The 19,422-nt window shown below is 38.0% G+C and carries 16 protein-coding genes; 11 read left to right on the forward strand and 5 right to left on the reverse strand.

Translation table 11 applies throughout. From position 1 onward, the window contains the following. Positions 1-7 precede the first annotated feature (7 nt). The 6 genes from IGI63_RS00945 to IGI63_RS00970 are packed head-to-tail and all read left to right on the forward strand — an operon-like array spanning position 8 to position 8,685. The gene (locus IGI63_RS00945) at positions 8-601 is read left to right on the forward strand and encodes a DUF624 domain-containing protein (RefSeq protein ID WP_016627167.1); all 594 of its coding nucleotides are present in this window, start codon (positions 8-10) and stop codon (positions 599-601) included. Beyond that, on the forward strand, positions 594-1,511 hold the full coding sequence (locus IGI63_RS00950) for an acetylxylan esterase (protein WP_429975149.1): 918 nt from the start codon (positions 594-596) through the stop codon (positions 1,509-1,511). The genes IGI63_RS00945 and IGI63_RS00950 overlap by 8 nt, the downstream gene beginning before the upstream one ends. Then, entirely contained in the window at positions 1,492-2,256 is a 765-nt protein-coding gene (locus IGI63_RS00955) for an endonuclease/exonuclease/phosphatase family protein (RefSeq protein WP_002377753.1), read from the forward strand. The genes IGI63_RS00950 and IGI63_RS00955 overlap by 20 nt, the downstream gene beginning before the upstream one ends. A 4-nt stretch (positions 2,257-2,260) precedes the next feature. Beyond that, positions 2,261-4,411: a glycoside hydrolase family 3 N-terminal domain-containing protein gene (locus IGI63_RS00960; RefSeq protein WP_429975150.1), complete on the forward strand. Its 2,151-nt coding sequence runs from the start codon at positions 2,261-2,263 to the stop codon at positions 4,409-4,411. 17 nt (positions 4,412-4,428) lie between these two features. Continuing rightward, positions 4,429-7,704 (forward strand): GH36-type glycosyl hydrolase domain-containing protein, encoded by a 3,276-nt coding sequence (locus IGI63_RS00965; RefSeq protein ID WP_429975151.1) that lies wholly within the window; start codon positions 4,429-4,431, stop codon positions 7,702-7,704. 15 nt (positions 7,705-7,719) lie between these two features. Next, entirely contained in the window at positions 7,720-8,685 is a 966-nt protein-coding gene (locus IGI63_RS00970; RefSeq protein ID WP_002357893.1) for a LacI family DNA-binding transcriptional regulator, read from the forward strand. A gap of 32 nt (positions 8,686-8,717) precedes the next feature. Here IGI63_RS00970 and IGI63_RS00975 read toward each other — a convergent pair whose 3' ends face one another. Then, positions 8,718-9,248 (reverse strand): DUF5067 domain-containing protein, encoded by a 531-nt coding sequence (locus IGI63_RS00975; RefSeq protein WP_002384665.1) that lies wholly within the window; start codon positions 9,246-9,248, stop codon positions 8,718-8,720. A gap of 270 nt (positions 9,249-9,518) precedes the next feature. Then, the gene (locus IGI63_RS00980; RefSeq protein ID WP_002366529.1) at positions 9,519-10,232 is read right to left on the reverse strand and encodes a GntR family transcriptional regulator; all 714 of its coding nucleotides are present in this window, start codon (positions 10,230-10,232) and stop codon (positions 9,519-9,521) included. A gap of 242 nt (positions 10,233-10,474) precedes the next feature. On the opposite strand from IGI63_RS00980, the gene IGI63_RS00985 reads away from it, so the two are divergent. From IGI63_RS00985 to IGI63_RS00995, 3 genes are all read left to right on the forward strand, one after another. Next, positions 10,475-11,908, forward strand: a complete 1,434-nt coding sequence (locus IGI63_RS00985) for a glycoside hydrolase family 1 protein (RefSeq protein WP_429975152.1) — start codon at positions 10,475-10,477, stop codon at positions 11,906-11,908. 24 nt (positions 11,909-11,932) lie between these two features. Beyond that, the gene (locus IGI63_RS00990; protein WP_429975153.1) at positions 11,933-12,982 is read left to right on the forward strand and encodes an oxidoreductase; all 1,050 of its coding nucleotides are present in this window, start codon (positions 11,933-11,935) and stop codon (positions 12,980-12,982) included. Positions 12,983-13,455: 473 nt separating this feature from the next. Continuing rightward, the gene (locus tag IGI63_RS00995; protein ID WP_002357887.1) at positions 13,456-13,914 is read left to right on the forward strand and encodes a DUF441 domain-containing protein; all 459 of its coding nucleotides are present in this window, start codon (positions 13,456-13,458) and stop codon (positions 13,912-13,914) included. 38 nt (positions 13,915-13,952) lie between these two features. Here IGI63_RS00995 and IGI63_RS01000 read toward each other — a convergent pair whose 3' ends face one another. The 3 genes from IGI63_RS01000 to efbA form a co-directional block, all read right to left on the reverse strand. Continuing rightward, positions 13,953-14,294, reverse strand: a complete 342-nt coding sequence (locus tag IGI63_RS01000; protein ID WP_002391631.1) for an iron-sulfur cluster biosynthesis family protein — start codon at positions 14,292-14,294, stop codon at positions 13,953-13,955. 73 nt (positions 14,295-14,367) lie between these two features. Next, the gene (locus IGI63_RS01005) at positions 14,368-14,631 is read right to left on the reverse strand and encodes a hypothetical protein (protein WP_002381957.1); all 264 of its coding nucleotides are present in this window, start codon (positions 14,629-14,631) and stop codon (positions 14,368-14,370) included. Between the two features lie 154 nt (positions 14,632-14,785). Next, positions 14,786-16,498, reverse strand: a complete 1,713-nt coding sequence (gene efbA, locus IGI63_RS01010) for a fibronectin-binding protein EfbA (protein ID WP_002391630.1) — start codon at positions 16,496-16,498, stop codon at positions 14,786-14,788. 219 nt (positions 16,499-16,717) lie between these two features. Between efbA and IGI63_RS01015 the strand changes: the two genes are divergently transcribed. Both IGI63_RS01015 and trpX read left to right on the forward strand, forming a co-directional pair. Continuing rightward, complete coding sequence (locus IGI63_RS01015; protein WP_429975969.1) at positions 16,718-17,377, forward strand: hypothetical protein; 660 nt, start codon at positions 16,718-16,720, stop codon at positions 17,375-17,377. A 1,040-nt stretch (positions 17,378-18,417) separates the two neighbouring features. Further along, positions 18,418-19,407 carry a tryptophan ABC transporter substrate-binding protein gene (trpX, locus tag IGI63_RS01020; RefSeq protein ID WP_429975154.1) on the forward strand — a complete coding sequence of 330 codons (990 nt, stop codon included), beginning with the start codon at positions 18,418-18,420 and terminating at the stop codon, positions 19,405-19,407. The last annotated feature ends 15 nt before the right edge of the window (positions 19,408-19,422 follow it).

Here is a 19,422-nt window from a genome sequence, read left to right on the forward strand (position 1 = left end):
TTTTAATATGAATAAGCTATTTGCATATGAAGGTTGGTATTATCGGATTTTTTCTTTTATTGCCAACTTGATCATTATTAATTTTCTCTTTTTAATTACCTGTATAACAGGCATCTTTAGCGGTGTCGGCTTAATTGCGTTGTATCGAACGATCTATCGTTTGTATCGTGAAAAAGATATTCCTGTTTTACGAACGTTTTGGACAGCGTTAAAAACTAATATCATGCGAGGTTTTATTTTAACAGGTGTCTTGTTCGTTGCTTTTTTACTGGGCGGTATTGTCGTAACAAGTTTATTTAAAATAGCCACTAGTTTAGGTTTCTTAGCTATTTTTCTATTAAGTTTTGTTGCATTATTTTTGACGAGTTTTCTTTTTCTCTTTTCCGTTTTTAATTGGTCCGTTAAAAAGACACTAGGTGAGACGGTTTATGTGGTCTTAAGTAATAGTGCAAATGCGATTATTTTGTTTATTTTACCTCTTTTAACGTTTGTTTTTTTCTATAAGCTTAATTTGTTTTTATATATTGCGTTAGGATTCGGGACAACGGCTTTTCTTCAAGTTGCGTTTTTTCAGAAAGTGTTAGGTGTGGAACATGAATGAGTATTTTGAGTTTTGGCAAAAGACCAAGGAAGAACTTCAAAAAATACCGCTAGATATCCATCGGCGGGTCATTGACTATCCATTGGAAAATGTTCAAGTGGAACAGGTCGACTTTTTAAGTTTCCTAGGTGAGCGCATCTTTGGCTATTTGTTACTTCCTAAAACGGCGGGGAAACAGCCAATAGTGATTGATTGTTTAGGCTATATGAATCATATTCAAGAACCTTGTCAATTTGCTCATTGGACACAAATTGGTTGTGCTTGTTTTGTCATTGATAATCGAGGTCAAGGGGGATTAACCAAAGATCGTGTGCCATATCAAACAATTTGGCATGAAGCACCAATGGGACGAGGATTTCTAGACAAAGAAGATTGGTACCAACGCCGCTTGTTTGCCGACCATTTACGTAGCGTAGAAGTGGTGCGGACCTTTACTGAAATTAATCAGGACCAAATCATTCTTCGTGGTGGTTCCCAAGGGGGTGGCGTAGTGTTAATGGTGAACAGTTTAGTCGACTTCCCGATTTTAGCTACTTTTGCAGATGTTCCAAGTCATTCTTGTTTAGAAAATAGAGTAGCAGAAGGAACGGGTTCGTATCAAATTATTCATCAGTACTTACAAGAGCATCCTCAAGCGCATGAAAAAATTGCCGCGGTTCTTCCTTATTTTGATAGTCGTCACTTTGTTTCGCAAATTAAAAATCCAGTCTTTGCTTCTGTTGGGAGTCACGATCCGATATGTCCAATGAAAGATTTTTTCCCTTCTTATCATCAGATAAAGGCAAGAAAAGCAGTCAGAGTGTATTGGAAAAAAGGCCATGGTGGCGGTGAAACAACCCAGATCCGTCGAGAGATGCGTCAAATTCAACAACTATTGCAGGAGGTTAAAAATGAAAATAGCTACGTATAATGTCCGGGTAGATACAGAGTATGACCAAGATTGGCAATGGTCTTTTCGTAAAGAGGCTGTTTGTCAGTTAATCAATTTTCATGATTGGAGCCTTTGTTGTATTCAAGAAGTACGACCGAATCAAGTCAGGGATTTAAAGGCGTATACAACATTCACCTGTCTTTCTGCGGAAAGAGAAGGGGATGGTCAAGGAGAAGGACTAGCGATTCTCTATAACGAACAAAAAGTTCAGGCTATTGATACAGGGTATTTTTGGTTATCTGAAACACCTCAGCAGCCAAGTATCCATCCTGAAGCTGGCTGTCCAAGAATTGCTTTGTGGGGACTATTTAAGGAAACGACTCAAAATACGCCTTTTTTAGTCATCAATGTTCATTTGGATCATATTTCAGCTCATGCTCGTTTAGCAGGAATGACCGTTATCTTAGAGGAGTTACATGACAAAATTGCACAGTATCCAACTTTATTAATGGGCGATTTTAATGCAGAGTCGGGGGAAGCGGTGCATCAACTTGTTCAAAAAAAATTTCAAGATAGCAAAAATTTAGCTACTCATTATGGCCCAAGAGGAACATTTCAAAATTTTACTTACACAAAACCTTGGGCGGAATTAGAAGAAATTGATTATATTTATGTAAAAGGTTGGCAAGTACAGCAAACCGCAAGTTTAACAGATAGTATTGATGGACGTTTTCCCTCCGACCATTTTCCTTTAGAAGCAGAAGTATGTATTGAAGAAAGGTGAGAGTATGAAAGAAAATCAACTGATTCAATTAGTCGAAGAAATGACAATTGATGAGAAAATTAATCAATTATTACAATTAGCAGCAGCGTTTTATTCAGATAAAGCAGAAGAAAAGACCGGCCCTATGTCAGAGCTAGGACTAAGTCAAGAAACGATTGATACGGCGGGGACAACACTGGGTGTTTCCGGTGCAAATGAAGCAAAACGTGTTCAAAAAGAATATATGCAAAATCATCGATTAAATATTCCAACACTTTTAATGGCGGATATTATTCATGGTTTCAGAACCATCTTTCCGATTCCTTTGGCTTTAGGAAGCACTTGGGATGAAGCAGCGGTTGAAAAAATGGCGGAGATTTCAGCAAAAGAAGCTGCTGTTTCAGGATTACATGTAACCTTTTCACCAATGGTTGATTTAGTGCGCGATCCACGTTGGGGACGTGTCATGGAGTCAACAGGTGAAGATCCATTACTCAACAGCCGCTTAGCTGCTGCAATGGTTAGAGGTTACCAAGGAGAAAATTTAAAAGAAGACAATTGGCGAGTAGCCGCGTGCGTGAAGCACTTTGCGGCATATGGTGGTGCCTTAGCTGGTCGGGATTATAATACGGTAGATATGTCTGAACGGCAGCTAAGAGAAATGTATTTACCTGGCTATAAAGCTGGATTAGATGAGGGTGCAAAACTTGTCATGACGTCCTTCAATACAGTGGATGGGATTCCTGCTACAGGCAACCAATGGCTGTTTAGAGACGTATTACGAAATGAATTTGGCTTTGAAGGAGTTGTGATTTCAGACTGGGGAGCGATTAAAGAATTAATTCCTCATGGCGTTGCCAAAGATGAAAAACAGGCAGCAGAATTGGCTATCAAAGCTGGTGTAGATATTGAAATGATGACCACGTGTTATCCAGATTATTTAAAAGAATTACTTGAAGAAGGCCGGATTGCTGAAACACTTATTGATGAAGCAGTTATGCGAATTTTAAAACTAAAAAATGAGCTAGGCTTATTTGAAAATCCCTATCGTGGTGCGGATGAACAAGCGGAAGCAGAAGTGATTTTAAGCAAAGAACATCGAGAAATAGCTAAAAAGATTGCTCAAAAATCAATGGTTCTTTTAAAAAATGAAAATATTTTGCCTTTTACACCGCAAGAAAAAATCGCGCTTGTCGGCCCAGGGGCCCAATCACAAGATATTTTAGGGGCCTGGTCATGGCAAGGAAAGAAAGAAGAAGCCATTTCCCTCGTGGCTGGTGCCCAAAAATTAACCACAAATCTCCTAGTTGCCCAAGAACCCTTTGATTACTTTGAACCGACCGCGGCGGCCATTGAAGAGGCTTTAACGTTAGCTAGTCAAGCAGATAAAGTAGTAGTGGCACTAGGCGAAACAGATTGGATGAGTGGGGAAGCTGCCAGTCGCAGTGATATTCGTCTACCCGAAAAACAATTAGTAGTAGTTGCACAAATTATTGAGAAAAATCCCAATGTTGTTGTCACGGTCTACAGTGGCCGGCCCTTAGATTTACAAGGGATAGATGTTGCAAAAGGAATTGTGCAAGCTTGGCAACCTGGAACAGAAGGGGGCAATGCGCTAGCAGAAATTTTGTGGGGACAGTACAATCCAAGTGGTCGTTTAAGTATGTCGTTTCCAGAAACGGTTGGTCAAGTGCCAATTTTTTACAATGTCGACAATACTGGGCGTCCTTATGAGTCAGCACCAGAAGAAAAATATGTTTCTAAATATTTAGATGTCTCTAATTACGCTAAATATCCCTTTGGATTTGGCTTAAGTTATAGTCATTTCTCTTATCAACCAATTCAACTAAGTGCATTAACATTTACCAAAGAACAACCAGTCACGGTCTCTGTTTTAGTAAGAAATGACAGTCCAATCGCTGGAGAGGAAACCGTGCAATTTTATGTACGTGATTTGGTTGGACAAGTGGTTCGCCCAATTAAAGAGTTAAAAGATTTCCAAAAAGTTTGGCTGGAACCAAAGGAAGAAAAAGAAGTTCAGTTTCTTCTTTCAGAGGATATGGTGCGCTATGCTCATTCAGACAATCAGGTAACCAGTGATGCAGGTGAATTTATCGTAATGATTGGTGGAAATAGTCGCGATGTACAAACCGCAACAGTCACGTTAAATGAATAAGATGGGAAGGATAAGTTATGCAGATAAAGAATCTTAAGCAAGCAGACACAGTTGCTACATTTCTAGAGACAGGTGATTTAAAAGAATTGAATAGCTGTGGCATGATGATTAATCAATTAGAAGGTAATCCTTTAGACGGCAGTATGAACCAACTCTATTTGCGGATAATTACAGGGGACACAATTAATTATCGACCAATGATTGGTTCCAACAGTCAAAGTGATTTTTATCTTTCAGATAACCAATTGACATGGCGGGGCGAATTTGAAGCGGTTCGTTACCAAGTTGACTTTCGTTTGGGGCCAAGCAATCAATGGTTCTGGCGGGTTAATGTCACTGGAACTGGCTTAGTAGATATTGTTTATGGTCAAGATATTGGCTTAGCGACAAAAGGAGCCGTTCAGTCAAATGAAGCGTATGTGTCGCAGTATCTTGATCATCACATTTGGCAAGAGGGCGAAGAGCTTGTTGTTTTATCAAGACAAAATCAACCGCAAAATGAGAAGTTTCCAGCCCTTATTCAAGGGAGTTTTCAAAAATTAGTAGGCTACTCAACGGACGGCTATCAATTTTTCGGACGTTCATTTAAACAAACGAACACACCAGAAGCATTGGGAAAAAGATATTTAGCAAATGAAGTCTATCAATATGAATTTGCTTACACCGCTTTACAAACGGAAGCCGTCCAATTAACGAATGAAAGTAAGGAATTTGTTTTTTATGGTGCGGTAACAGAAACACATCCGCAAGCATTAGCTGAACCTTTTTTATCGAAAGAAGACTTACAAGCTATTTATGAAACTGTGACATTCGATTCATTAGAAGAAACACAGGACTATCCTCCGAAACTTTTAGGAGAACCTATCACAGGAAATCCATTAACAGAAGAAGATTTGGCTGCACTTTATCCCATTCAGACACAAATTGAAAAAGTAGCAGGTCAGACGTATTCCTTTTTCACGGAAAATTACCATCACGTTGTTCTTCAAGAAAAAGAAATTGCCATGGAAAGAGCACATGGCCACATTTTATTAAGTGGTAAAGGCTTAACGGTTGACGAACCTTTGCTTAGTACGACAGTGTATATGTATGGCATTTTCAATTCACAAGTAGTTTTAGGAAATACGACCATGAACAAATTAATGAGTAATAGCCGAAACGCTTTAAACGTTATGAAACGCTCTGGTCAACGAATCTACATTTTAGAGAACGGCTTATGGTGCTTACTAACAATGCCTTCTGCTTTTGAAATGGGGTTGAACTCTGCTACGTGGTATTATAAGTTGCCAAAGGATACAATTCGGGTACGCACCTTCACTTCGCCTGATTCAAGAGTGATTCAATTGGAAGTGACCAGTCAAAAGGATGCATATATGTGGGCTGTTTCTAACCATTTGTTATTAGGACCGGAAGAAGTCCCAACCTATCAATTAGAACAAGCTGGCAAAACACTTCGAGTGACGGGAAATCATTCTGCTACAGAAAATTATTACCCAGAACTAACCTATGCATTGACAGTTGATAAATCATTTCAAGTAACCGATAGCACATTATTTGGTGGAGCTGAAGCAGACTTATTAGTCTTGGCAATCGAAAAGACCCAAAAATTTTCACTACTTATTACGGGCAGCACAGAGGACCAAGCATTAGTCAATGCACCATTAGATTTTGAAAAAGCAGAAAGTCAATATTTAGCATTCATTAATGGCTTGTTACATCATTTTGAGTTAACACACACAGACTCAAGTGTGCAGCAAATGAATCAATTAACTCGTTGGTATACTCATAATATGCTCGTTCATTATTTGTCGCCACATGGCTTAGAACAGTATGGTGGAGCAGCTTGGGGCACACGAGATGTGTCGCAGGGACCGACAGAATTTTTCTTTGCGACGCAACAGCCTAAGATCGTGGCCTCCATTATTCAGCATCTATTTGAAAATCAATTTGAGGACGATGGCAACTGGCCGCAATGGTTTATGTTTGACCGATACGAAGAACAAAAAGCCAGTGAAAGCCATGGCGATATTATCGTCTGGCCATTGAAAGTAGTGGCTGATTATTTGGAACAAACTGCAGATTATTCAATCTTAGCTACGGAAATCCCTTATACAAGTCGCAAAGATAATCACAAAACAAAAGAAACAGCATCTTTATTTGAACATTTGAAAAAAGAAATAAATTATATTGAACAACATTTTTTACCAGAAACTTTTCTATCTTGTTATGGCGACGGCGATTGGGATGACACGTTACAACCTTATGATAATCGTCTTAAAGAGCAAATGGCTAGTAGTTGGACCGTTGCCTTAACGTATCAAGTATTGAAAAAATTTGCGGCTTTAATTACGGAAATCGATGCTACTTATAGTCAGCACTTAGCAATTTTAGTCGCAGGAATAAAGAACGATTTTCAAAAATATATGTTGGCGGATGAAACGATTCCAGGGTTTATTTATATGGAAACACCAGAAACTTTTGAACAAATGATTCACCCAAATGACCAAAAAACAGGGATTCAATATCGATTATTGCCAATGACCCGTAGTATGTTAGCTGAATTATTAACACCGGAACAAGTAAGTCATCATTTAGAAATTATTGAAAAAGAATTAACGTTTCCTGATGGCGTGCGCTTAATGAACAAACCAGCGAACTATCGAGGCGGTGTGAGCACTAATTTTAAACGAGCAGAACAGGCGGCTAATTTTGGTCGCGAAATTGGTTTACAGTATGTTCATGCGCACATTCGCTATACAGAAGCGATGGCGAAAATTGGTCAGCGAGACAAAACCTGGCAAGCATTAATGCAAATCAATCCAGTTCAATTAAAAGAAGTGGTTCACAATGCAGAGTTACGCCAAGCCAATGCCTATTTTAGTAGTTCCGATGGCGATTTTAAAACAAGGTATGAATCACAAGAAAATTTTGGTAAACTAAAAGATGGAAGTATTGGGGTAAAAGGTGGTTGGCGAATTTATTCAAGCGGGCCAGGAATTTATTTAAATCAATTAATTACAGCTGTTTTAGGGATTCGGCAAAAGGCCCAAAGTGTGGTTTTTGATCCCGTGTTACCAGAAAAATTGTCTGGTTTAGCACTAACTTACCAATTGTTTGATAAACCTGTCACATATAAATTTTACCCAAATCAGTCAGCGAAAATAGTTATCGATGGTCAAGAGGTTCCGTTTAAGTTTGAAGAAAACCCTTATCGAGAAGGGGGAATGGAAGTTCAAAAAGACGAGGTGCTTTCATTATTAAATGAAGCAAGTGTTATTGAAATTTACCATTAGAAAGGAGAGTAGTCCATGGTAGGAATTAAAGATATTGCAAAAAAAGCAGGCGTATCAATCTCGACCGTTTCTTACGCATTGAATGGTAGTTCAAAGGTAACTGAAGAAACACGAACGCGCATCCAAGCAATTGCTGAAGAGCTAAACTATGTTCCTAACATGGCCGCTCGCACATTAAAACGTCGTCAAACCAATATTATTGGTGTCTATTTGGCTGATTATGGCGGTAGTTTTTATGGTGAATTGTTGGAGGGAATTAAGAAAGGCTTAGCACTGTTTGATTATGAGATGATTGTCTGTAGCGGTAAAAAGTCACATCTTTTCATTCCTGAAAAAATGGTGGATGGGGCAATTATTTTAGATTGGACATTTCCAACAAAAGAAATTGAAAAGTTTGCTGAACGAGGCCATTCGATCGTTGTCCTTGATCGAACCACTGAGCATAGGAATATTCGGCAAGTTCTCTTGGATAATCGTGGCGGTGCCACGCAGGCAATTGAGCAATTTGTCAATGTGGGTTCAAAAAAAGTTCTTCTGCTTTCTGGACCAGAAAAAGGTTATGATAGCCAAGAAAGATTGGCTGTTAGTACACGAGAATTAACTCGTTTTGGGATACCTTATGAAATTATCCAAGGCGATTTTACCGAACCTTCTGGCTATGCGGCTGCTAAAAAAATTTTGAGTCAACCACAGACAGAACCAGTCGATGTTTTTGCTTTTAATGATGAAATGGCGATCGGTGTCTATAAATATGTTGCAGAAACAAATTACCAAATGGGGAAAGACATTCGGATTATTGGTTTTGATAATTCTGAACTAGGTGCGTTTGTGCAACCGCGATTAGCAACAATTGCCTATTCTAAACATCGATGGGGCATGGTGGCTGCAGAGAAAATTATTCATTTAATGCGGGGAGAACTTGCTGAGAGCGAACACATTTACACACGTTTTATAGAAGGAGAATCTTTTCCGTCTGAATAATAAATAAAAAGTTTGGTCCAATGCTAGCTAAGCTAGCGGACCAAACTTTTTTCTGTAATGGTAATTTCTTCTGATGCAATGGGTTCATCCAGACTGAGAAGGCGATCTCTAAATTTAAAATGGACCGGCTTGTTCTCATTAATAAATTCATACGGGTAAGCGCCTTGGATTGTTTCACCAGGATTGATTTCATCTGCTAAACGATCTAATTTGTCTTGGAAAGGTGAATCTGTTAAGACTGCATATTGTAAATTTTGGGCTTTTCCGTGGACAGTTTGACTAACTTCCATAAAACTTTGAATCATTAGCTGAATATTTTGTGTTTTTTCGGTTGTATTGGTTAATTCAAACAGGACATAAAACATTGGTTTGCCTTGATAATCTTTTCCTTTATGCAAGGCAGTTAAGGCTAAACGCCCATCTGGAACCAACAATGTTCGATTTTCATACGTCCCAATACTTGTCGCCAACACTTCATCAGGTGCGGGCGCACTTTGACTTGCTGGGCTGCCACTTACAGTTGAACAAGCACTTAATAAGGTACTTAGAACGAGTAAGCTCATTAAAATGTAGGGTTTCCTCATATAAAGTCCTCACTTTGGTTGATTGACTATGTAAAAAACAAATTGCTTGTATCTATATAAAAAAGAGTGCTACAAGCAATATTTTAATCGTAGTTCTAGTAAATAGCAATACTTTTATCAAAATTCATGTTTGGAAATATAATTTGAAAAATATTTTTAACTAACAGAAAAACATTTCTAACAAAAAGTATTGGCTCAAAGTAAAGAGATCGTTTTGTTAGAAATGAGAAATGGCAACATAAAAGTTTTCTATTTTTCTGCAATTAAGACAGTTTCAAAAGTGAATTCACTAGGAATATGATTCGCAATTGAGTATTCAAAAATATGTCCATTGCCTAGGTAAGCAATTTGTTCTGCACGCATCAGGAAATCATTATCGGTTAAGTTTAGATATTTTTTTTCCAACGCAGAAGGACGGATCCCAGAAATGCTGACCCGCGCACTTTGAATTTTTTGATGCAATTGTTCCGAAATATATTGATAAATGGAGACTTTCAATTCTTTCATTGTCAAGTTCGGAATTAAAGCAACGGGCATCCAAGTGTATTCAATAATTGAGGGCACATCTTCGATAATCCGTAAACGAATAATTTTGTAGACTAACTCTTCTTCTGTAATACTTAATTTTTCAGTCACCCAAGGCTCAGGTACTTCTGTTGCAAAGCCTAAAACCACGGATTCAACTTTTCCATCGTAGGTTGAGTAAGTGCCGGTTAACGGAGAAAATTTAGTAATGGTTCGATTTTGAAAGTCTTGAACAAAGCTGCCCGAGCCACGTCGTCTGACAACATAACCTTCTTGCACAAGCAAATGTAAGGCTTTTGTAATGGTTAGTTCGCTGACTTGATATTTTTCTGCAAGAAGACGACCTTGGGGTAACTTTTGATTAATGGGATAAACACCTGCTTCGATATCCTGTTTTATAGCAGCATAAATTTCTTTATAACGTGTATTTGTCCGCATCAGAGTCCTCCTTTATCACCAGTATTTCTCTCATTATACCATGAATTTAACATGTTGAAACTATATATTTATTTTTAACGTAACCACTTAATAATCAAGTACTTAAATAAAAGTAGTTGACTTATTCTTTTCAAAACTATATAGTTTTAAAAGTAAACAGAAGAACTTATTGATCTGATTGGTACTTTTTGTGAAAACCTTTTACAATAAAAGGGCAGCACAGAAAAGAGGGAGGTATGACAATGGAACATCACCAACTAAAAGCATTTCCGCAAGATTTTTTATGGGGCTCAGCTTCGGCAGCTTATCAAGTAGAAGGTGCTTGGAATGAAGACGGCAAAGGCGCATCTGTTTGGGATGAATTTGTTCGGCTACCAGGAAAAACGTTCAAAGAGACAACTGGCGATTTAGCCGTCGATCATTATCATCGTTTTAAAGAAGATGTGGCTTTAATGAAACAACAAGGTTTAAAAGCATATCGTTTCTCGATTGCATGGACACGAATTTTACCTGAAGGGCGTGGTCAAGTAAATCAAGCGGGACTGAAATTTTATTCAGATTTAATTGATGAGTTATTAGCGGCAGGAATTGAACCAATGGTAACTTTATATCATTGGGATTTGCCAGCTGTTTTGCAAAAAGAATATGGTGGCTGGGAATCAAGAAAAATTATTGCTGATTTTGTGGCCTATGCGAAAATTTTATTTGACGCTTTCCGTGGCAAAGTTCGCTATTGGATTAGTTTAAACGAACAAAATGTGTTTACTTCGTTAGGTTATCAATTAGCCGTGCATCCTCCCGGCGTAACAGACAATAAACGGATGTATGAGGCCAATCATATTGCTAATTTAGCCAATGCAGCAGTGATTAATGCGTTTCATGAATTAGAAATGCCTGGCAAAATTGGCCCTAGCTTTGCTTATACGCCTGTTTATGCCGTTGATGCGCATCCTGCCAATGTTTTAGCGGCTGAAAATGCAGAAGATTTGCTGTCGCATTTTTGGTTAGATGTCTATCTTTGGGGAGAATACCCAATTGCCGCATTAAATTACTTACAGGAGCAAGGTGTGGCCCCAACGGTAAAAGAGGGCGATTTAGCGTTACTACGTTCAGCCAAACCTGATTTTCTAGGTATTAATTATTATCGGACGGATACGGTTGCTGCTAATCCATTAGATGGCGTCGGAATAGGGAAGATGAATACAACGGGTGAAAAGGGTTCTGAAACGGAATCTGGGGTACCGGGTCTATTTAAAAAAGTAAATAATCCATATGTTGAACGAACGAACTGGGATTGGGCCATTGACCCGCAAGGTTTGAGAATTGCCTTACGACGATTAGCTAGTCGCTATCAAGTGCCTATTTTAATTACTGAAAATGGGTTAGGCGAATATGATACCTTAACAGAAGATAAACAAATTCATGATACGTATCGCATTGATTATTTGCGAAGCCATATCCAAGCGATTCAAGAGGCGATTACGGATGGCGTTTCAGTTATTGGTTATTGTACATGGAGTTACACCGATTTACTGTCGTGGCTCAACGGCTATCAAAAGCGTTATGGTTTTGTCTATGTGGATCAAGATGAAACACAAAAAGGTTCCTTAGAAAGAATCCCGAAAGACAGTTATTATTGGTATCAAAAAGTCATTGAATCAAATGGACTTATCTAATTATAAGAAAAGAGTGTGGAAAATATGACAGTAAAAATGGGGCTTATTGGATTTGGTAAAAGTGCCAACCGCTACCATTTACCTTACGTAATGATTCGAGAAACACTAGAAGTGAAAACGATTTTCGATTTACATGTTAATGAAAAAGCAGCAGCGCCCTTTAAAGAAAAAGGCGTAAATTTTACCACTGACCTTAATGAATTATTGACGGATCAAGAAATTGAATTGATCACAATCTGTACGCCTGCGCATACACATTATGATTTAGCCAAACAAGCCATTTTAGCTGGTAAATCAGTGATTGTGGAAAAACCATTTTGTGATACGTTAGAACATGCAGAGGAATTATTTGCTTTAGGGCAAGAAAAAGGTGTAGTAGTGATGCCTTATCAAAATCGACGTTTCGACGGCGATTACCTAGCGATGAAGCAAGTAGTAGAGCAAGGCTTTTTAGGAGAAATCAATGAAGTGGAAACACATATTGATTATTATCGACCAGGAAGTATCACGGAACAAGGACCTAAAGAAAATGGTTCGTTTTACGGACTAGGCATTCATTTAATGGATCGCATGATTGCTCTTTTCGGGCGTCCAGATCAAGTCACTTATGATATTCGTAATAATGAAGTGAGCGAGGCAGTCGATAATTATTTTGACGTTGATTTACATTATGGTTCAAAATTAAAAGTAAAAGTTAAAACGAATCATTCTGTCGCTAGTCCGTATCCACGTTTTATTGTTCATGGCAGCAATGGCTCGTTCATCAAATATGGTGAAGATCAACAAGAAAATGATTTAAAAGCCGGAATCATGCCAGATGCACCAGGCTTTGGAGAAGATTCACCAATGTATTATGGAGAAGTGACCTACCGTAATGGCAATGGCGACTGGATTAAAAAACAAATTAAAACGCCTGTAGGTGATTACGGTCGTTATTATGATGCCGTTTATGAAACGTTGAAAAATGGTGCACCGCAACTAGTAACTGAAGAGCAAGCATTAACTAACATCGAAATTTTAGAAGCAGGTTTTCTTAACCCAAGTCCAAGTGTTTATCATTTGAAAGAAAACTAAAGCGTATTTAAATGACTTGAAAAGCGCCTGCCCTACAGTCCAGACAACTGTGGGGCAGGCGCTTTTATTTATAAAGAGTTGTGAATTTTAATATAAGAAACGTATATTGTTAGTAAAAATAAAAAAAGGAAAGACATCTTAGTAGCACTACTTCCCCAAGAATTGCTACTAAAATGTCTTTTGTGATGCTCGCTCAATTGAAGAGCCTTAAATAGGATATCGAATATCCAGTATAAATGCAAGTAAACTACTTTATAGTTAATATTAGTATACTTCATAAAATGATTTTTCAAAGAGAAAAAGGCTTGTTATGAGAAAAAATTAATTTTTAACTCGTTTTTTCTAAGCAAGATTCAGGTGAAAAAGACAATAATTACTGAAGCTGAATGGTAATTAAAGAGGTTCTTTGCTAAAATAGGAAAGACAAGAAAGTTTGGTTAACGAAAGAACCAAATCAGAAAGGAGGACAACCAGTGGAAAGTTGGCTTTTTTTACTACTGATTGCCTTGATTGCGTTTGTTGCAAAAAATCAAAGTTTATTAATTGCGTCAGTTGTTGTGCTTGCTTTAAAAGCTTTACCAAATAGTGCGAAAATCATGTCGTGGTTGTCAGATAAAGGCATTAATTTAGGCGTCACAATTATTTCAATTACCATTTTAGTCCCGATTGCTACGGGACAAATTGGCTTAAAGGATTTAATCCAATCATTCAAAACACCGATGGGATGGCTGGGGATACTTTGTGGAATTCTGGTAGCTGTTTTATCCTCAAAAGGAGTAGGTTTAATTAATCAATCGCCAGAGATTACGGTGGCCTTAGTTTTTGGAACGATTCTTGGCGTCGTTTTTTTAAAAGGAATTGCAGCTGGTCCGATTATTGCATCGGGGATGATGTACGTAATCATTACTACCTTTCAAGCCTTTCAACACTAAAAAAGCAAACAAAACGCGTAAACGTTTTGTTTGCTTTTTTAGTGTTGATAAATGTCCACATTACTATCTAATATGCCACTTTCATTTTTTAAAGTAATGGTTCCCGCATTCGGATGAATCACTAGCTGTAAATGCCCTGTTAAAAACATTTGGTCATACGTCGAAGTATAGACGTGAAAAGAATCATTAGCAATTGTTTCGGTATAAGGCGCTTCCGCTTGATCAACAGGAACGATAATGAAACGATCGCCAATCATACAACAACCTTCTGCGGAAGAATAAGGATTAGAGCCGTCATTTGCTACCAACAAGAAGGTGTTCGTTTCAGTTAAGAAAGGGGCTAAACGTTGTTTTACTTCTTCAGAAATAGTCAGAGACATTTGCCTCACTCCTTTAAATAGTATGTAAAAGGAAGAGGGTAGCTTGTCGCTATGCCGCTCTTCAAAGGTTTTATTATTTGCTTGTTTCTTTACTGCTTTTTTTGAAAAGAGCAATAGAAAAGGCGACAACTAAGACAACTGTTGCAGCTAAAACAAATGGATTTTTTGTTGCTGATGTGAACCCTAGGACTGTTGAACCAATCGCACCTACGTAAGATAAAATAATCGCTGCTTTCTTTGGTGTTGAAAGTTCTGTAAAGCTATCGCGGAAGGCGACACCTAAACCTAAAGCGCCAATAAAGGCAAACATCCCAAAAATAATGTGTAAAAAGACCATGAATTTCACCTCCAACAGTCAGTATAGAGAGAAATAGCTAGTTTGTAAACTAATTGAGCTTACTTGTGTTATTTATCACTTGATAAATGTTTTTGCCAATGCAAAAAACAACGTACGATCAATCGGCAGTACGTTGTTTTTTAGTTTAATATAATTAGGAAGCAGAAGCCTTATTTTGCTGGATTTTTTTGATCGATTCTTCTGTTGGCGTCACATATAACGTTCGTTGGTTTTCATAAATCACATAACCTGGTTTTGCTCCATTGGGTTTATGCACATGTTTTACTTGGACATAGTCAACAGGCACTTGTGAAGAAAGTCGATATTTTGAAAAATAAGCTGCTAGAAGTGCGGCTTCAGTAAGGGTTTCTTCGCTAGGATGTGCGTCACGAATAATTACATGAGATCCAGGAATATCTTTGGCATGGAGCCAATAATCAGTTTTTTTAGCGGTTCGTAAAGTCAATTGATCATTTTGCAAATTGTTTTTTCCAACGAGAATAGGTGTGCCATCTGTGGCATAAAAAAGATCGGGTTGGCTTTTTTTCGGCTGTTTTTGTTTTTTATTTTTTTTTCGTTTTAAATAGCCTTGCTCAATCAGTTCTTCACGAATCACTTCAATGTCCATTGGTGTCGCAATTTCAAGTTGTGCCACAACTGACTCTAAATAAGAAATTTCTTGTTGCGTTTGCTGAATTTGTGTCTTAACAACTCGGACAGCATTTTTCAATTTTTGATATTTTTGAAAATATTTTTGTGCATTTTGATTAGGTGAAAGTGCAGGATTTAGCGAGATACGCAACGGTGCATTTTCTTCATAATAATTTGGTAATTCCACCTCGGTGGCTCCTTTTGGGACTTGTGCCATGAAGGTTGTTAATAGTTCTCCGTCGCGACGGTAATTTTCAGCGTTTTCTGTATCGGCTAAGGTTTGTTGTAATTTTTTAAGTTTCTTTTGATTTCTTTTTAGTTCATTTTCAATTTTGCGAATTAGTTCGCCGCCTTGTTGTTTGACACGGTCTTTCTCTGCTTTACCAGAATAAAAGGCATCTAGTAATTCACTGAGTGTCGGATACGTTGTTTGTTCACCAACTAATGATTGATAAGGAATGGGCGTAAAATATTCTTTTTTTTCAGTGACGGTTAATGTCGGTACAACAGCTTCAGTGACTGAGGACCAAAATTCTGTCCAGATGGCCATTTTTTCATTTGGTTGTGCAAGTAAACGGGCACTTAATTCGTCTGCTGTATCTTTGCCTAGACCTTGGAAATGTTGTTGTAAATAGCGTCCGTTTAATTCAGGAGCTGTAGAAAGAAGCGCAAAGACTTCTTCTTTTGCGGCCGTGAGCGGATTAAGCCCCATTGGTTTTGGCGGTTCAATATAAGTTGCTCCAGGAAGCAACGAACGATAACTATTTTGGCTCATTCCAATGTGTTTTATCGCATCTAAGATTTTTCCAGAAGATTGGTTAACTAAAACGATTGTACTGTGACGTCCCATTAATTCAACAATCAAAACAATATTTTGTAAGTCACCTAGTTCATCTCTTTTTGAAAAGGTGAAGTGAATCACGCGATCATTTTCTATTTGTTGAATCGTTTCTAAAATGGCACCGTCCAGAAATTTTCGTAACATCATCACAAAATTAGGAGGTGTTTCCGGATTGCTATAGGTAATTGTAGATAGTTGTATGCGCGCATAACTAGGATGTGCTGATAATAATAATTTATGGTTTTTACCTTTCGCACGAATGACTAAAACGACTTCGTTTTCATAAGGCTGATGGATTTTTGAAATCCGGCCACTTACGAGTGTTTCTGTCAACTCATGAACCATGCTATGAGTAAATACGCCATCAAATGACATAATAAATCCCTCGTTTCTTTCCGACTAATAGCTTTATTATAGCGGAGTTTTTGAATTTAAGAAAGAAGCTTGTTAAAAAGGAGTTGGGTTTTCCTTAGAAAGCTGGGGAAGTTTGCTGGTTTTTTTAGTAATTAAAGCGCAAGGGTAGGCAAGAAAGAAAATGATTAGTATAATAGATAAGAACTAAAAGCGAGGAGCGATTAGAAGTTGAATAATTTTATGGAAGAACTAAAAGAGGCACTTTATGAATTAAGACAAAGAAAACTGTTAATGATTACCGCTATTGTAGCATTAGTATTAATAATTGGCTCAATCATTTTTATTCCAACGATGCAAAAAAATATTCGAGCTGCTCAAGTTGAATCGTTAGTCGCAGGACCCATCAAATCAGAGAAAGTCAGTGTCTTAGATTACAAAACAGCAGACAAGAAAATCCAAGAAACAGGAGCCATGTCAGTCATGTTTGCTAAACCGTCTGGCAAGCAATACGATCAAATGGTGAAGCTGTTTAATTCAGATAAAATGAATGAATTTCATCGTTCGCTGTATGTCTATCCGTTAATTTATAATGCTGGCAAAGCACAAGAGCAATACAATGTTAGCGGCGATGAGATTACGCTTGTTTTCTTTGAAAACGGCAAAGAAAAGACACGGACGGTTGTCGAAAAATCTATGGATTTAAAAACACAATTAATACCAGAATTAAATCGATTACCAATGGCTGGCGTTTTGAAAGACCAGCAAAAAGCGGCGCAAGAAGCTGAAAAAGAAGCAGCAAAGACCGCGGAAACACAGACGACGACCAGCACGACTGGCGTTGCTCAATCTACTGAAACGACGACAGAAAGCACTGATACAGTACCAGAAACTGGTGAATAATAGCTAGCTATGTTAAACTTAGATTGTAGAAAGTTTTAAGGAACTAGAAAGAGGGGATTTTCGATGGCATTAGTAATTTCAATGACGATTTTAGTAAGTTTATGGCTGATTCAATCGCAAAAACAAGCAGTTAAAGTTCCCGTGAAAATTGAAAGAAACCGAAACAATTAAGTGGTAAATATGCTGAAATAAAGAAAAACGAGCCTCTCATAAGAGTGGCTCGTTTTTTAGAAGTAAAAGAAATGCAAGAAAATAAAAACTTTTTCTTGACGAACAAAATCAATATAGTGTAGACTACCTTTAACAACATAACTAGGAGGGAAAATACATGACACAATTATCTAACGTAAAAGAAATGCACCAATCATGGCAAAACTGGCGTAGATAGTTGTATGTATGATTCTTTCATAGATACAACTTTAGAAGACTTATTCTAAAAAGTGTATCTATGCTGGTTATATTCAAGAAGAAAAAACGACCACATAGAGGACCCATCTATGTGGTTTTTGTTTTGCATAAAAACAACGACCACTCCTAAACACTTAGGATAAGTCGTTGTTTTTTTGCTACGAATCACTACGATTGGCACGAAGTGACAGAGTAGATGATGAGTAGCACAAGGTGAACGAAGAGAACGTTGTCCCATTCGTAGAAAAAGTGCTCCTGCGATTCTCACCAAAATTGCGATCCTCGTCGCAGTTAAATCCTGACAAGTACTACGATTGGCACGAAGTGACAGAGTAGATGCAGGCTGCGCTTACTCGCCGCAGTTTGGCCTTTAAGAGTGATGAGTAGTACAAGGTGAGCGAAGAGAACGTTGTCCCAATCGTAGAAAAAGTGCTTCTGCGATTCTCACCAAAGTTGCGATCCTCGTCGCAGCTAAATCCTGACATTTGTAAAAAAGTGTTCCTAGGATTTTGACTAAGCAGAGGATTACGAATCTCAGTTTCACTTTCAACGGAAGAAATGCCCTATAGATAATGGTTTTATTATTAAAAAGAAAAAGTTGCCAAACAAAAGGGCAGTTAGGAGAATGCAAAATGAAAAATAAATGTTTAACGTTTGTCGTGTCTTTATTAGCTATTTATTTAATTGGTGCTTTTTTTGTGAATCAAAAAGTGACGAATTCAAAGAAAGAAACAGTTACTGTAGGGGTTTTGCAGTTTGTCAGTCACCCCGCATTGGATGAAATTTATAAAGGTGTTGAGGAAGGGTTAAAGGAAAATGGCTATGACAAAGGCAAAAACTTAGAAATTATTTTTCAAAATGGTCAAGCCGACCAGAGTAAGTTAGCAATCATGAGTCAACAATTAGTACAAAAAAAGGCAGACGTTTTAATTGGAATCGCCACGCCAGCTGCGCAAGCGTTAGCCAACACTACCCAAGAAATCCCAATCATTTTAGGCGCCATTACGGACCCTGTTAGTGCTGGATTGGTGAAAGACAATCAAAAGCCAGGCGGTAACATCACGGGTGTTAGTGATCAATCACCTTTGTCAGCCCAGATGGATTTACTAAAAGAATTGATACCAGCTGCCAAAAAAATAGGTATTCTCTATGCTTCCTCAGAAGAAAACTCTCGATACCAAGTAGCTGAAGCGCAGAAAGCAGCTGAAGCCAAAGGATTGACAGTGAAAACATATGCTGTGCCATCAAGTAATGAAATTGCACAAACGGTTCAAGTGATGACTAAGGAAACAGATGTGATTTATATACCAACTGATAATACGATTGCTAATGCCATGCAAACGGTAGTCGGAGAAGCAAATCGAACCAAGACGCCGATTATTCCTTCGGTGGATACAATGGTAGAACAAGGCGGTTTAGCAACTGTAGGGATTAATCAACATGCGTTGGGGGTACAAGCCGGCAAAATGGCAGCAGAGGTTCTGTCTGGAAAAAGTCAACCAGCAACTACCCCCATTTATACCTTTAATACAGGCGACACAATTATCAATGAAAAACAAGCTCAAAAGTTAGGAATTACGATTCCCGCAGAGTTAGCAAAAAAATCGAAATTGATTAACTAATTATCAAAGAAAGTA

Source organism: Enterococcus sp. DIV0086 (genome assembly GCF_050498705.1).
GTDB lineage: Bacteria > Bacillota > Bacilli > Lactobacillales > Enterococcaceae > Enterococcus > Enterococcus faecalis.